This window comes from Kitasatospora sp. NPDC004240, from assembly GCF_053603215.1.
On record NZ_JBSGFD010000194.1, the window covers coordinates 1 to 15,035 of the forward strand.

Annotated in this window: 11 protein-coding genes; 8 read left to right on the forward strand and 3 right to left on the reverse strand. The window is 74.2% G+C overall.

Features of this window, described 5'->3' with window-relative positions:
* Window positions 1-401 precede the first annotated feature (401 nt).
* From ACWEQL_RS34505 to ACWEQL_RS34520, 4 genes are all read left to right on the forward strand, one after another.
* Window positions 402-1,163, forward strand: coding sequence for a response regulator transcription factor (locus ACWEQL_RS34505; protein WP_452154343.1), 762 nt, complete (start codon window positions 402-404; stop codon window positions 1,161-1,163).
* Window positions 1,160-2,680: a sensor histidine kinase gene (locus tag ACWEQL_RS34510; RefSeq protein WP_452154333.1), complete on the forward strand. Its 1,521-nt coding sequence runs from the start codon at window positions 1,160-1,162 to the stop codon at window positions 2,678-2,680. The genes ACWEQL_RS34505 and ACWEQL_RS34510 overlap by 4 nt, the downstream gene beginning before the upstream one ends.
* Window positions 2,681-2,800: 120 nt before the next feature.
* Window positions 2,801-2,983: a hypothetical protein gene (locus ACWEQL_RS34515; RefSeq protein WP_452154334.1), complete on the forward strand. Its 183-nt coding sequence runs from the start codon at window positions 2,801-2,803 to the stop codon at window positions 2,981-2,983.
* Between the two features lie 143 nt (window positions 2,984-3,126).
* The gene (locus ACWEQL_RS34520) at window positions 3,127-3,510 is read left to right on the forward strand and encodes a VOC family protein (RefSeq protein WP_452154335.1); all 384 of its coding nucleotides are present in this window, start codon (window positions 3,127-3,129) and stop codon (window positions 3,508-3,510) included.
* Window positions 3,511-3,522: 12 nt separating this feature from the next.
* Here ACWEQL_RS34520 and ACWEQL_RS34525 read toward each other — a convergent pair whose 3' ends face one another.
* Together ACWEQL_RS34525 and ACWEQL_RS34530 are read right to left on the reverse strand one after the other, a co-directional pair.
* Window positions 3,523-4,803, reverse strand: a complete 1,281-nt coding sequence (locus ACWEQL_RS34525; protein WP_452154336.1) for an RNA polymerase sigma factor — start codon at window positions 4,801-4,803, stop codon at window positions 3,523-3,525.
* Window positions 4,800-5,162 (reverse strand): YciI family protein, encoded by a 363-nt coding sequence (locus ACWEQL_RS34530; RefSeq protein WP_452154337.1) that lies wholly within the window; start codon window positions 5,160-5,162, stop codon window positions 4,800-4,802. Before ACWEQL_RS34530 ends, ACWEQL_RS34525 begins: the two co-directional genes overlap by 4 nt.
* A 538-nt stretch (window positions 5,163-5,700) precedes the next feature.
* Between ACWEQL_RS34530 and ACWEQL_RS34535 the strand changes: the two genes are divergently transcribed.
* The 4 genes from ACWEQL_RS34535 to ACWEQL_RS34550 are packed head-to-tail and all read left to right on the forward strand — an operon-like array spanning window position 5,701 to window position 14,051.
* Window positions 5,701-7,245: a cytochrome ubiquinol oxidase subunit I gene (locus tag ACWEQL_RS34535; protein WP_452154338.1), complete on the forward strand. Its 1,545-nt coding sequence runs from the start codon at window positions 5,701-5,703 to the stop codon at window positions 7,243-7,245.
* Window positions 7,246-7,254: 9 nt separating this feature from the next.
* The gene (gene cydB / locus ACWEQL_RS34540; RefSeq protein WP_452154339.1) at window positions 7,255-8,280 is read left to right on the forward strand and encodes a cytochrome d ubiquinol oxidase subunit II; all 1,026 of its coding nucleotides are present in this window, start codon (window positions 7,255-7,257) and stop codon (window positions 8,278-8,280) included.
* 4 nt (window positions 8,281-8,284) lie between these two features.
* Window positions 8,285-12,118: a thiol reductant ABC exporter subunit CydD gene (gene cydD / locus ACWEQL_RS34545; RefSeq protein WP_452154340.1), complete on the forward strand. Its 3,834-nt coding sequence runs from the start codon at window positions 8,285-8,287 to the stop codon at window positions 12,116-12,118.
* A 55-nt stretch (window positions 12,119-12,173) separates the two neighbouring features.
* On the forward strand, window positions 12,174-14,051 hold the full coding sequence (locus tag ACWEQL_RS34550; protein ID WP_452154341.1) for a sensor histidine kinase: 1,878 nt from the start codon (window positions 12,174-12,176) through the stop codon (window positions 14,049-14,051).
* 79 nt (window positions 14,052-14,130) lie between these two features.
* Here ACWEQL_RS34550 and ACWEQL_RS34555 read toward each other — a convergent pair whose 3' ends face one another.
* Entirely contained in the window at window positions 14,131-14,952 is an 822-nt protein-coding gene (locus ACWEQL_RS34555; RefSeq protein WP_452154342.1) for an HAD family hydrolase, read from the reverse strand.
* Window positions 14,953-15,035 lie beyond the last annotated feature (83 nt).

Genomic DNA, 15,035 nt, shown 5'->3' on the forward strand with positions numbered 1-15,035 from the left:
GGGCGCCGACGGCCCCGTACCCTAGCCCCATGCCGAAGACCCCGCCGCACCCCTCGCCCCCACCCCTGGAGGCCAACGACGTCGCCATCGTCGGCACGGGGCGCCCGGTACGTGCGGTGCCTCGCGCCGGGTGCCCGCCACCGGTCCACGGGCGCTCGGCGCGCACGCCCCGGCGCGCTCACACGGCGCCACGCCGTTGTCCCGGGCCCGGGGAACGTCCGCACACCATCGGGCCGCACGTGGCCGGGGGAGACGGGCGAAATTCGCCCCGATAAGGTGTTAATCCAACATTCATCGATGACGCATAGCCTCCCCGGGCTAGCCTCGAACCGAACGCCATCGTCCGACCGGGAGGCGACACCCCCGTGCAAGGCACTGTGACCACAGTCGGCAGCGCAGCCGTGGCCGGCGGCCCCGGCGAGGCCTTCCTCCTGGTCGTCGACGACGAGCCGAACATCCGCGAGCTGCTCTCCGCGTCCCTGCGCTTCTCCGGGTTCCGGGTCGCCTCCGCCGCCACCGGCACCGAGGCCCTCGAACTCATCGCCGCCGAGCGGCCCGACCTGGTCGTGCTCGACGTGATGCTCCCCGACCTCGACGGCTTCACCGTCGTCGAACGGCTGCGTCAGGAGACCAGCCGCGGCCGCATCCCCGGCCCGGCCCACGGCCCCGGCCAGGGCCACCCCGGCGACCACCTGCCGGTGCTCTTCCTCACCGCCAAGGACGCCGTCGGCGACAAGGTGCAGGGCCTGGCCGTCGGCGCGGACGACTACGTCACCAAGCCGTTCTCGCTGGAGGAGCTGATCGCCCGGATCCGCGCCATCCTGCGGCGCTCCGGCGGCCCCGTCGAGGACGGCCGGCTGGTCGTCGCCGACCTCGCCCTCGACCCGGTCGCCCACGAGGTCACCCGCGGCGGCACCACCGTCCCGCTCTCCCCCACCGAGTTCAAGCTGCTGCACTACCTGATGGCCAACGTCGGCCGGGTGGTCTCCAAGGCCCAGATCCTCGACCACGTGTGGGCGTACGACTTCGGCGGCGACCTCTCCATCGTCGAGTCGTACATCTCCTACCTGCGCCGCAAGCTCGACTCCGGCCCGGCCCACGGCCCCAAGCTGATCCACACCGTGCGCGGCATCGGATACGCCCTGCGCCGCCCCCCGCAGTGACCACCGGGGCCCGCGCCGCCCGGCCGCCGCTGCTCACCCGGCTGTCGCTGCGGGCCCGGCTGCTGGTGCTCGCGCTCGCGCTGGTCACCACCGGGCTCGCGGTCAGCGACACCCTGGTGCTCGCCACCGTCCGGATGCAGCTGGTCGAGCGGCTCGACGAGCAGCTGGTCCGCTTCGGCGAGGCGTTCGCGCACCGCCCGCCCGGCCGGCAGCCGTGGACCGACCCCCGGCAGTCCGTGGGCAACCCCCGGCGGACCAACCAGCTCAACGCCGCCCTGCCCAGCCAGTACCTCGTCCAGTACCTCGGCACCGACGGCCGGGCCGAGCAGGTCGTCCGCCAGCCGATGAACGACAACGAGCCGGCCCCCCTGCTGGCCCGCTACGACCCCGACGTCCGACCGCCCGGCACCCCCGCCGACCTCGCCGACCTCCGCGGCGGCGGCACCTGGCGGGTCCTGGTGCTGCCGCTCCAGCGTCCCGCCGGCGCGCAGCCCGGCCTGTTCACCCCGCCCGGGCCGGCGTACCTGATGGTCGCCGTCTCCCGCGAGGACATCGACGCCACCGTCAGCCGGCTGCGCGCGTCCTTCCTGGCGATCGGCGGCGCGGTGCTGCTGCTGATCGCGGTGCTCTGCTTCTTCGCCGTACGGGCCGGGCTGCGGCCGCTGCGGCGGATCGAGGAGGGCGCCGAACGCATCGCCTCCGGTGAGCTCTCCCACCGGATGCCGGCCCTGCCGCCGCGCACCGAGGTCGGCCGGCTCTCCATCGCGCTCAACGGCATGCTCGCCCAGATCGAGGCCGCCTTCGCCGCCCGCGCCGAGTCCGAGGCCCGGATGCGGCGCTTCGTCGCCGACGCCTCGCACGAGCTGCGCACCCCGCTGGCCGGCATCCGGGGCTTCGCCGAGCTCTACCGGATGGGCGCGCTGCCGACCGAGGCCGACGTCACCCGCACCATGAGCCGGATCGAGAGCGAGGCCGTCCGGATGGGAGCCCTGGTCGAGGACCTGCTGGTGCTCGCCCGCCTCGACGAGGAACGCCCGCTCGACCTCGCCCCGATGGACCTGCGCACCCTCGCGGCCGACGCCCTGCACGACCTGACCGCCCTCGACCCGAGCCGCCCGGTCGCCCTCACCGGCCCGGCCGGCGGAGGGGCCCCGGGCGCGGCCCCGGTGCTCGGCGACGAGGCCCGGCTGCGGCAGGTGATCACCAACCTGGTCGGCAACGCGGTCAAGCACACCCCGCCGGGCACCCCGGTCCGGATCGGCGTCGGCACGGCGGACGGGCTCTGCCTGCTGGAGGTCGCCGACGCGGGCCCCGGCCTGACCGCTGACCAGGCCGCCCGGGTCTTCCACCGCTTCTACCGCGTCGACGCCTCCCGCAGCCGCCAGGACGGCGGCGGCGCCGGCCTCGGCCTCGCCATCGCCACCGCCCTCACCCACGCCCACGGCGGCACCCTCACCCTCCACACCGCCCCCGACGCCGGCGCCACCTTCCGCGTCGAACTCCCCCACCAGCGCTGAAACCCACGATCGGGTGAACCCACCCGCGACCCGGACCGGGGCGGCACATCGCGTGCGACCGTACGGGTACGGCTTGTGCGCTCCGGCACGGGGCCGAGCGCTCGTGGCCGAGGAGACCGCGTGGACCTTGACCAGGTGCTGTGGCAGGCGTGGAAGGAACTGGAGGTCCCCGAGGGATTCCGCGCCGAGATCCTCGACGGGGTCATCGTGCGGACGGCGTACGGGGAGGAGGCGGTCGTGCCGGAGGGGCCGGCCAAGGGGTTCGTGATCGGGCCGGAGGTCACCGGGGGGCGTCGGGCCTGAGGTGCCCCGGGCGACGATCCGTCAATTCACGGGACGGGGGCGAACGGGTGTGCGTAGCATCGGGGGTACGGCATCGCGTGTCGGTCACCGTCCGGGTGAGGCATGGAGGTAGCCCGTGAGTGCCTTACGGAGGCATTCCGCACATGGCAGTTCTTTTCGATCACACCATCGTCCACGCCCGGGACAACCGGGAGTCCGCCGAGTTCCTGGCGGGGATCCTCGGCCTTGAGGTCGGCGCGGCCTGGGGCCCGTTCGTCCCGGTGAGCACGGACAACGGCGTCACCCTCGACTTCGCGACGGTTCCCGCGGAGTCGATCGTCCTGCAGCACTACGCCTTCCTCGTCTCCGACGAGGAGTTCGACGCCGCCTTCGAGCGGATCACGTCGGCCGGCCTCACCTACTACGCCGACCCGCACCTCAAGCAGCCCGGCGAGATCAACCACCACCACGGCGGCCGGGGCGTCTACTTCCTCGACCCGGCCGGTCACGGCATGGAGCTCATCACCCGCCCGTACGGCAGTCACTAGCCGTCAGTGCGGTCAGCGCCGTCCGCCCCCCCTCCGGTCGGTCCGGGGGTCCAGGCGGGCGGCGCGGGCCAGCAGGTGGTGGCGTTCGGGGAGGCTGTGGGTGAGGCGGGCGGCCTCGCGGTAGTCGGCGGCGGCGCGGGGGAGTTCGCCCCGGAGCTCCAGCAGGTGGGCGCGGGTGGCGAGCAGGCGGTGGTGGCGGGCGAGGCGCTTGTCGGCGGCCAGCGCGTCCACCAGCTCCAGGCCGACGGCCGGTCCGTGGACCATGGCGAGGGCGACCGCGCGGTTGAGGGTGACCATCGGCCCGGGCTCGACGTGTTCCAGCACCCCGTACAGGGCGGCCACCTGGGCCCAATCGGTGTCGTCGACCGAGGCGGCCTCGTCGTGCAGCGCGGCGATCGCGGCCTGCAGCTGGTACGGGCCGGCGGCGCCGCGGGGGAGCGCCTCCTCGACCAGGGCCACGCCCTCGGCGATCTTCGCGCGGTCCCAGCGGCCGCGGTCCTGCTCGGCGAGCGGGACGAGCCGTCCGTCGGGCAGGGACCGGGCCGGGCGGCGGGCGTCGGTCAGCAGCATCAGGGCGAGCAGTCCGGCCACCTCGGCGTCGTCCGGGAGCAGCCGGCGCAGCCACCGGGTGAGCCGGATCGCCTCCTCGCTGAGGTGGGTGGCGAGCAGGTCGGTGCCGGAGGTGCGGGTGTAGCCCTCGTTGAAGACCAGGTACAGCACGCGCAGGACGGCGCGCAGCCGTTCGGGCCGGTCCTCGGGGGTGACGGGGGCGTCGAAGGGGACGCCGCTGGCGCGGATGGTCTGCTTGGCCCGGCTGATCCGCTGGGCCATGGTGGCCTCGGGCACCAGGAAGGCCGCGGCGATCTCGGCGGTGGTGAGGCCGCCGACCGCGCGCAGGGTGAGGGCGATCCGGCTGGGCGCGGAGAGCGCGGGGTGGCAGCAGCCGAGCAGCAGCGCGAGCGAGTCGTCCCGGTCGGCCGGCTCGTCGGCGTCGGCGGGGCGGGCCAGCAGTTCGGACTGCGGGGTGGCGAGGGCGAGGGAGTCCTCGCGGCGGCGCCGGGCGTGCTCACTGCGGATCAGGTCGACCAGCCGCCGGGTGGCGACGGCGACCAGCCAGCCGCGCGGGTTGTCCGGGGTGCCCTCGGCGGGCCACTGCCGGGCGGCGGCGAGCAGGGCCTCCTGGACGGCGTCCTCGCAGCTGTCGAACTGCCCCGGGTGGCGGCGCACCAGCGCGCCGAGGACCTGCGGCGCCAGTTCGCGCAGCAGGTCCTCGGCGGTGTGGGGGTCGGTCACTGCTCCGCCGCGTTCCCGTGCAGCACCGGCCACAGCTCGACGGGGTCGGTGTCGGCGAACGGCATGTCGGCCGCGATCTCCAGCGCCCGTTCCTCGCTCTCGCAGTCCAGCAGGTAGAAGCTGGCCATGTACTCCTTGGTCTCCAGGTACGGGCCGTCGGTGACCGCCGCGGCGCCGTTCTCGCGGCGCACCAGCTTGGCGGCGGTGGCGTCGGCGAGGCCGTACGCGCCGATCAGCTCGCCGGTGGCGGCGTACTTCCGGTTGAACGCGTCCTGCTTCGCGATGGCGGCGGGCCACTCCTCGGCGGGGATCGCGGCCCACTTCTCCTGGTTGCCGTAGATCATCAGCAGGTACTTCACGGTGGTGGTCCCTTCGCTCGGCCGCACCCGGGTGGCGCGTCACCCTTCGGTCGGAGCGGGCGCGCGGCCCTCGACACGGCCCCGGTCGTTCTTTTCAAGATTTTTTGGCCGGCCGCTCCCGATCCTCCCGCGACTGTCAAGCGCCGGTTCGTCCAAGAGGCCCGCCGGGGCTGCCCGCGCGCTCGTTGTGACCGCCGGTGCCCGGTCCGCAGACTGTGCGTACCGCACCCGGCGCGAGCGAGCACCCCGCGGCCGTACGACCCCGCGGCCGTACGGCCCGTGCCGCGTACGGGGTGCGCGTCCGTACCCGCACGGCCGTGCACCCGTACCCGTACGACCCCCGTACGGCCCCCGTCCGGCGATCCCGGCGTCAACCCCACCCCGCCCGCAGTTCCCCCGTAAGCATGATGGATACTCTCCTTGTGAACGTGTTCACGTTCACAAGTGGACAAGCTTGCGCGGTTGAGCAGCGGTCTTCGGTTTTCTGAGAAGTTTGTCCGGAACATGCCCCTTTGAGGGCGGTTGGAGAGAGGGCGACGTGGAACTGGCAATCGCTCACGAGACCATCGCGCGATGGCAATTCGGCATCACCACCGTCTACCACTTCCTCTTCGTCCCGCTCACCATCAGCCTCGCCGCCATCGTGGCCGGGCTGGAGACCGCGTGGGTGCGGACGGGCAAGGAGAAGTACTTCCACGCCACGAAGTTCTGGGGGAAGCTCTTCCTGATCAACATCGCGATGGGCGTGGTCACCGGCATCGTGCAGGAGTTCCAGTTCGGCATGAACTGGTCGGACTACTCCCGCTTCGTCGGTGACGTCTTCGGAGCCCCGCTCGCGATGGAGGCGCTGATCGCCTTCTTCTTCGAGTCCACCTTCATCGGCCTGTGGATCTTCGGCTGGGACAAGCTGCCGAAGAAGCTGCACTGCGCCTGCATGTGGATGGTCTCGCTGGGCACCGTGCTCTCCTCCTACTTCATCCTGGCCGCCAACTCCTGGATGCAGCACCCGGTCGGCTACACCGTCGACCCGGCCACCGGGAAGGCCCAGCTCACCGACATCGCCCGGGTCCTGTTCCAGGACACCACCGTGGTCGTCGTCCTGCACACCCTGACCGCCGCCTTCCTCACCGGCGCGGCCTTCATGGTCGGCATCGCCTCCTTCCACCTGTGGAAGGCCAAGCGCCGGCCCGAGAGCGCCGACCCCAAGCGCACCGCCGCCATGCGGACCTCGCTGCGGCTCGGCCTCGTCCTCGCCGTCGTCTTCGGCCTCGGCACCGCGCTCAGCGGGGACGAGCTCGCCAAGGTGATGTTCCGCCAGCAGCCGATGAAGATGGCCGCCGCCGAGGCGCTCTGGGACACCCAGGCCCCCGCCCCCTTCTCGATCTTCGCGGTCGGCGACGTCAGCGAGGGCCACAACTCGGTGGAGCTGGAGATCCCCGGGATCCTCTCCTTCCTCGCCAACAGCGACCTCAGCTCGGCCGTCCCCGGCATCAACGACACCGCCGCCGCCGAGGCCGCCAGGTACGGCGGCGAGCCGAGCGACTACATCCCCAGCATCTTCGTCACCTACTGGGGCTTCCGCCTCATGATCGGCTTCGGGATGACCTCCTTCCTGGCCGGCCTGATCGGACTCTGGACCACCCGCCGCAGATTCCTGCTGGCCCCGGAGTACCGCACCACCGAGACCGAGGTGCCCCGGCTGATGCTCACGCCCAGGCGCGAGCTCGGCCCCTTCCTCACCCGGTGGAGCTGGCGGATCGGCATCCTCACCATGGGCTTCCCGCTCATCGCCAACAGCTTCGGCTGGATCTTCACCGAGATGGGCCGTCAGCCCTGGGCCGTCTTCGGGCTGATGACCACCGCGAGCGCGGTCTCCCCGAACGTCACCGTCGGCACCCAGATCGGCGCCCTGGCCACCTTCACCACCCTGTACGCGATCCTCGCCGTCATCGAGGTGAAGCTGCTGGTCAAGTACGCCAAGGCCGGCCCGGTGACCACCGAGCAGCCGCCCGCGAAGGACCCCACACTCCGCGGCCCGTCCTCCGACGACGACGCCGACAAGCCGCTCGCCTTCGCCTACTGAGGACTCGGCATGAATCTCCCCGACATCTGGTTCATCCTCATCGCGGTCCTGTGGATCGGCTACTTCTTCCTGGAGGGCTTCGACTTCGGCATCGGCATCCTCACCAAGCCGCTCGCCCGGAACACCACCGAGAGACGGGTGCTGATCAACACCATCGGCCCCGTCTGGGACGGCAACGAGGTCTGGCTGCTCACCGCCGGCGGCGCCACCTTCGCGGCCTTCCCCGACTGGTACGCCACACTGTTCAGCGGCTTCTACGTCCCGCTGCTGATCATCCTGGTCTGCCTGATCGTCCGCGGCGTGGCCTTCGAGTACCGGGCCAAGCGCCCCGAGGAACGCTGGCAGCGCAACTGGGAGCAGGCCATCTTCTGGACCTCCCTGATCCCCGCCTTCCTGTGGGGCGTGGCCTTCGCCAACATCGTCCGCGGCGTGCGGATCGACGCCGACAAGAACTACGTCGGCGGATTCTGGGAGCTCCTCAACCCGTACGCCCTGCTCGGCGGACTGGTGACGCTCTCCCTGTTCACCTTCCACGGCGCGGTGTTCGCCGCCCTCAAGACGGTCGGCGACATCCGCGACCGGGCCCGCGCCACGGCGCTGCGGCTCGGCGTGGTCACCGCCGTCCTGGCCCTGGTCTTCCTGCTCTGGACCCAGGCCGACAACGGCAACGGCCGCAGCCTGGTCACCACCGTGCTCGCCGTCCTCGCCCTGGCCGGCGCCCTCGCCGCCACCCGGCAGGGCCGCGAGGGCTGGGCGTTCATCCTCTCGGGCGTGACCGTCGCGGCCGCCGTCGCGACCCTCTTCCTCGCGCTCTTCCCGGACGTGATGCCCTCCACCCTCGACCCGGACTGGAGCCTGACCGTCGACAACGCGGCGTCCTCGCCGTACACCCTCAAGCTGATGACGATCGTCGCCGCCGTCTTCACCCCGCTCGTCCTCGCCTACCAGGCCTGGACCTACTGGGTGTTCCGCAAGCGCATAGGCGTCCAGCACATCCCCGGCCACGCCCCGGCCGCCACCGCCGACCAGGCCTGACCCCATGAAGCCCGTCGACCCCAGGCTCCTCGCCCACGCCCGCACCACCCGGGCCTTCCTCGCCGGATCCGTGATCCTCGGCGCGGCGGGCGCGGGCCTGGTGGTCGCCCAGGCGGGTCTGATCGCCGAGATCGTCGTCCGCGGGTTCCAGCAGCGGGTGACCCTCGGCGACCTGACCACCCCGTTGCTCCTGCTCGCCCTCACCGCGGCCGGCCGCGGCCTGGTCGGCTGGCTCACCGAACTCACCGCCCACCGCTCGGTCGCCCGGGTCAAGTCCACCCTGCGCCGGCGCCTGCTCGACCACGCCACCGCCCTCGGCCCCGCCTACCTCGCGGGCCGGCGCACCGGCGAGCTCACCACCCTCGCCACCCGCGGCATCGACGCCCTCGACGACTACTTCGCCCGCTACCTCCCCCAGCTGGCCCTCGCCGTCGTCGTCCCCGTCATCGTGCTGCTGCGCGTCCTCGGCGCCGACCCGCTCTCCGCCGCCGTCATCGCCGGGACGCTCCCGCTCATCCCGCTCTTCATGGTGCTGATCGGACTCGCCACCCAGGCCCGGATGGACCGCCAGTGGGACACCCTGGCCCGGCTCTCCCACCACTTCCTCGACGTGGTGCAGGGCCTGCCCACCCTCAAGGTCTTCAACCGGGCCCGCGCCCAGGCCCGCTCCATCGCCCGGATCACCGACGACCACCGCCGCGCCACCCTGCGCACCCTGCGGATCGCCTTCGTCTCCTCCTTCGCCCTGGAACTCCTCGCCACCCTCTCCGTCGCCCTCGTCGCCGTCTCCATCGGCTTCCGGCTCGTCGACGGCACCCTCGACCTCCACACCGGGCTGCTCGTCCTGATCCTCGCCCCCGAGGTGTACTTCCCGATCCGCCAGGTCGGCGCCCTCTACCACTCCAGCGTCGAAGGCCTCACCGCCGCCGACCAGCTCTTCGAGGTCCTGGAGACCCCGCCGCCCGCCGGCGGCACCACCCCCGCCCCGTCCCTCGCCGGCGCCACCCTCCACCTCGACCGCCTCACCGTCACCCACCCCGGCCGCGCCGAACCGTCCCTCCCCGCGACCTCGCTGACCCTGCGCCCCGGCGAGACCCTCGCCCTCACCGGCCCCAGCGGCGCCGGCAAGAGCACCCTGCTCTCCGTCCTGCTGGGCTTCACCGCCCCCGACGGCGGCACCGTCCGCGTCACCACCCCCGACGGCCACGGCCACCCCCTCACCGACCTCGACCCCGCCACCTGGCGCCGCCAGATCGCCTGGGTCCCCCAGCACCCCCACCTCCACGCCGGCACCGTCGCCGACAACCTCCGCCTCTACCGCCCCGACGCCACCCCCGCCGACCTGCGGACCGCCCTCCGCGACGCCCACGCCCTCGACTTCGTCCAGGCCCTCCCCCAGGGCCTCGACACCCCCCTCGGCGAGGACGGCACCGGCCTCTCCGCCGGCCAACGCCAACGCCTCGCCCTCGCCCGCGCCCTCCTCGCCACCGACCGCCCCCTCGTCCTCCTCGACGAACCCACCGCCAACCTCGACGGCGAATCCGAGGCCGCGGTCGTCGACACCGTCCACACCCTCGCCGCCGACCCCACCCGCACCGTTCTCCTCATCGCCCACCGCCCCGCCCTCCTCGCCGCCGCCGACACCCACGTGCACCTGCCGGGAGCAGGGGTGGCCGTGGCGGGGGTGCGCTCCGCGCGGGGTGCGGGTGCAGGGGAGTGGGATGCGGCGGCGGACGCCCATGTGCACCTGGCTCCGCTGCCTCCGGTAGCCGTGGCGGGGGCGCGCTCCGCGCGGGTTGAGGGTGCGCAGGGCGCGCGGGCCGCGGGTGCGCAGGAGGAGGCTCCGGCGGCCACGACACCACCCAGCGAGAGGGACGGGCTGCGGAAGGGGGTGGCGTACGGGGTGGCCGCGGAAGGGGGCGTTGCGGGTGATCGTCAGACCGCCAACGGCGGGGACCACCGCGGACAGGGTCGGCGGTCCGACGATCATCCAGCCCCCGGAGCGGCAACCCCGGGAGCCGCCCCCGCCCCCACCCTCCCGCGAGCCCCGCACCCGGCGCCCACCCTCCCGCGAGCCCCGCACCCGCGAGCCCCGAGGGGCGAGGCCCCCCGGCTGGCGCTGGCCACGTTGCTGGGCACCCTCGCCCTCGCGTGCGCGGTCGCGTTGATGGCCACGTCCGGCTACCTCATCTCGTACGCCTCCGAGATGCCGCCCGTGCTGCACCTGATGATGGCGGTCACCGCCGTCCGCGCGTTCGGCATCGGCCGCAGCGTCTTCCGGTACGCCGAGCGGCTGGTCTCGCACGACGCCGTGCTCCGCACCCTGGGCACCCTGCGCACCGCCGTGTACGAGCGGCTGACCGACCTGGCGCCCGCCGGCCTGCCGGCCTTCCGCCGGGGTGACCTGCTCTCGCGCCTGGTCGCCGACGTGGACGCGGTCCAGGACCACTACCTGCGCTGGCGCCTGCCCGCCGCCGTGGCCGCGGCGGTCTCGCTCGCCTCGGCCGTCGCGATGGCCGCCTTCCTGCCGGCCGCAGGCGTGGTCCTCGGGCTGGGCCTGCTGCTGGCGGGCGTGGTGGTCCCGGCGCTGGCGGTCCGGCTCTCGGCGTCGGCCGAGAGCCGTCAGGCCCCGGCCCGCGGCGCGCTGTCCACGGCCGTGGTGGACGCCCTGACGGGGACCGCCGAGCTGACCGTGGCGGGCGCCCTCCCGTCGCGGCTGGCCGCCGTCCGGGCCGCGGACGGTGAGCTGACCGCGCTGGCGGCCCGTTCGGCGGCGGGCGCGGCGCTGGGCACCGGGCTGATCACCCTGCTGACCGGGCTGACCGTGACCGCGGCGGCCGCGGTGGGGCTGGCCGGGGTGGCCTCGGGCGCCCTCGCCCCGGTCTGTCTGGCGGTGGTGGTGCTCACCCCGCTGGCGGCCTTCGAGGCGGTGACCGGGATGCCGCAGGCCGTGCAGGCCCGCCGTCGTGGCCGGGCCGCGAGGGCGCGTCTGGCGGAGGTGCTGGCGGCCGAGCCGGCCGTCACCGAGCCCGAGAGCCCGGCGGCCCTGCCGGCGGACCCGCTGCCGATCGCCGTCCGGGGCCTGTCCGCCCGTTACCCGGGCCGGTCGCGGGACGCGCTGTGCGGTGTCGACCTGGACCTGGCCCCCGGCCGGCGGATCGCGGTGGTGGGCCCGTCGGGTTCCGGCAAGACCACGCTGGCCCAGACGCTGCTGCGGTTCCTGGACCCCTCGGCGGGCGGGGTGATCTTCGCCGCCGGCCGTCCACAGGCTGTGGACGGCCGGGAGCTGGCCGGCGACGACGTCCGCCGGGTGATCGGGTTGTGCGCCCAGGACGCGCACGTCTTCGACAGCTCGCTGCGGGAGAACCTGCGGCTGGCCCGTCCGGGGGCGACCGAGGAGGAGCTGAGGGCGGCGTTGGCCGGGGCCCGGCTGCTGGAGTGGACGGAGGGGCTCCCGGAGGGCCTGGACACCATGGTCGGCGAGCACGGCGCCCGGCTCTCGGGCGGCCAGCGGCGCCGGCTGGCGCTGGCCCGGGCGCTGCTGGCGGACTTCCCGGTGCTGATCCTGGACGAGCCCGCGGAGCACCTCGACCTGCCGACCGCGGACGCGCTGACCGCCGATCTGCTGGCGGCGACGGCGGGCCGCAGCACGCTGCTGATCACCCATCGGCTGGCCGGGCTGGACGACCGGACGGTGGACGAGGTGCTGGTGCTGGACGGCGGCCGGGTGGTCGAACGCGGCGGCTGGTCGGAGCTGCTGGCCCGGCCGGACGGCCGTCTGCGCGCGATGTGGGAGCGGGAACGCCGGACCGACGACCTGCTCGTCCCGGTCGCCTGACCCGGGCGGTCGCGTTGTCCTACCCTCCGAAAACCGTACAAACTAGGCTCTCTCCATGGACCCCATCCCGGTGACCCCCGAACCCGACCGCGAGCCCGGGCCCGACCGCGGGCCCGCAGCCGATGCCGGGCCCGCACCCGCGTCCGAGCCCGACCGCGGGCCCGCGTCCCAGCCCGAGCAGGCCCCCCACCGGGTCCCGGAGATCGCCTCGCTCGGCCTGGACACCCTGGTCACCGAGGTCTCCGAGCGGCTCCAGTCGGCGGCCGCCGTCACCGACCGGATGCAGCGGCTGCTGGAGGCCGTGGTGTCGGTCGGGGCCGGGCTGGACCTGCACGCCACCCTGCACCGGATCGCCACCGGCGCGGCCGAGCTGGTGGACGCCCGGTACGCGGCGCTCGGGGTGATCGCGCCGGGGGGCCACGGACTGGCGGACTTCATCCACGTCGGGGTGGACGACCGGACCGCGGCCGAGATCGGCGAACTGCCGCAGGGCCGCGGCATCCTCGGCGCGCTGATCGACCGTCCGGAGCCACTGCGGCTGGCCGACCTGGCCGACGATCCGCGCTCCTCCGGCTTCCCGCCGCACCATCCGGCGATGCGCACCTTCCTCGGCGAGCCGATCCGGATCCGCGACGAGGTGTTCGGCAACCTCTACCTCACCGAGAAGAAGGGCGGCGGCGCCTTCACCCCCGAGGACGAGCAGGTGGTGCACGCGCTGGCCGCCGCGGCGGGCGTGGCGATCGAGAACTCGCGGCTGTACGAGGAGGGGCGGCTCCGCGAGCGCTGGATCGCGGGGGCGGCCGCGGTCACCACCGCGCTGCTGTCCACCGACGAGGCGCACGTGGCGCTGACCGTCGCCGCCGAGCAGGTGCGCGAGCTGGCGGACGCCGCGCTCGGCATGATCCTGCTGCCGACCGGGGACGGCCAGATGCGGGTGGCGCACGCCTGCGGCGAGGCGGCCGAGTTCCTGCGGGGCGAGCTGATGCCGCCGAACAGCGTGGCCGCCGAGCTGTTGAAGGGCGAGAGCGTCTACCTGGACGACATGTCCACCGACCCGACCGTGGTGATCCGGCTGGCCCGGAACTTCGGCCCCTCGATGGCCGTGCCGATGGTCGCGGCGGGCCGGGTGCTGGGCGGTCTGTGCGTCTGGCGGGCCAAGGGCGCGGTGCCGTTCACCGCGGGGGAGAAACAGCTCGCCGAGACCTTCGCCTCGCAGGCGGCGCTGGCCCTGCGGCTGGCCGAGGGCCAGCGCGACCAGCAGCGGCTGGCGGTCTTCCAGGACCGCGACCGGATCGCCCGCGACCTCCACGACCTGGTCATCCAGCGGCTGTTCGCGACCGGGATGATGCTGGAGAGCGCGGCCCGCCGGGCCGTGGTGCCCGAGGTGAAGACGGGCATCGGCAAGGCGGTGGACGAGCTGGACGCGACCATCCAGGAGGTCCGCACCACCATCTACGCGCTCCAGCACGACAGTCACGGCGACGCGCCGGACACCCTGCGCACCCGGGTGCTGCGGGAGGGCAGCCAGGCCGCAGCCGCGCTGGGCTTCAAGCCGTCGATGACCTTCACGGGCCCGGTGGAGAGCCTGGTGGGCGAGAAGACCGGGCGCCAACTGCTGGCCGCGCTGAGGGAGATGCTCTCCAACACGGCCCGGCACGCGCGGGCCTCCCGGGTGGGCGTGGAGGTCGACGCCACCGTGCACCTGGACGACCAGGGGCGGCCGGTCGGCGGCGATCCGCAGTCGCTGGACCGGGCCGGGCGGCCCGGCGTGCTGCTGACGGTGACCGATGACGGGGTGGGCATCCCGGCGGGCGGCCGGCGCAGCGGTCTGCGCAACCTCACCCGGCGGGCCGAGGCGCTGGGCGGCGACGCCTGGCACGAGCCCGGTCCGTACGGCCGGGGGGCGCTGGTCCGCTGGACGGCCCGGCTCTGAGCCGCGCTTCGGTTGACCCGCGCGCCGGCGGGCCCTACGGCCCGGGGCCGCCCGGCAGGCGCGGGCCCGAGGTCGGGCCCTACGGCAGCAGGGACTCCAGCACCGCCGCGACGCCGTCCTGCTCGTTGCTCGCGGTGTGCCGCGGCACCGCCGCCAGCACCTGCGGGTGCGCGTTGGCGACGGCGTACGCGGTGCCGGCCCAGGCCAGCATCTCCAGGTCGTTCGGCATGTCGCCGAAGGCCACCACCTCGCTCCGGTCGATCCCGTGCCCGGCGCACCAGCGGGCCAGCGTGCTGGCCTTGGTGACGCCGGGCGCGCTGATCTCCAGCAGCGGGATCGGCGAGGAGCGGGTGATCTCGGCCAGGTGGCCGGCCGCCTCCCGGGCCTCGGCCAGCAGCTTGTCCGGGTCGAGGTCGGGGTGCTTGGCGAGCACCTTGAACAGCCCGCGCACCGGGCCGCCCGGGGCCAGCAGCTCCTCGGCCGGGCCGATCGGGTGGTCCTCGTCGGAGCCCCACATCCGCACCTCGTAGCCGGGTTCACGGGCGAAGCCGCCCGGGTACTCGAAGGCGAACGTGGTGCCCGGCAGCCTGGCGCGCAGCACGTCCGTCACGGCGAGTGCGGCCTCCGGGTCCAGCGGGAAGCTCTCCAGCAGCTCGCCGCGCCGCACGTCCACCACCGCGCCGCCGTTCGAGCAGATCGCCACGCCGTGCCCGCCGATGTGCGCGCTCACCTGCTGCATCCAGCGCGGCGGGCGCCCGGTGACGAACACCACCTGGATCCCGGCCGCGTCCGCGGCGGCGAGGGCGGCGGCGGTGCGCGCGGTGACGGTACCGCCGGAGCACAGCAGCGTGCCGTCCAGGTCGGTGGCGATCAGGCGGGTGGCGGTACGGGGTGTGGTCACCGCTCCATCTTCGCGTACCGGGGGCGATCGGTACCCCGGCCGGTGCCGGGCCCGCGCGGGCCCGGCCCCCCCCGGGGCGCCCC

Excerpts from the sequence above, each read along its gene's own strand:
- ACWEQL_RS34520 (WP_452154335.1), top strand. The coding sequence starts at position 3,127 with ATGGCAGTTCTTTTCGATCACACCATCGTCCACGCCCGGGACAACCGG.
- cydB (WP_452154339.1), top strand. The coding sequence starts at position 7,255 with ATGAATCTCCCCGACATCTGGTTCATCCTCATCGCGGTCCTGTGGATC.
- cydD (WP_452154340.1), top strand. The coding sequence starts at position 8,285 with ATGAAGCCCGTCGACCCCAGGCTCCTCGCCCACGCCCGCACCACCCGG.
- ACWEQL_RS34550 (WP_452154341.1), top strand. The coding sequence starts at position 12,174 with ATGGACCCCATCCCGGTGACCCCCGAACCCGACCGCGAGCCCGGGCCC.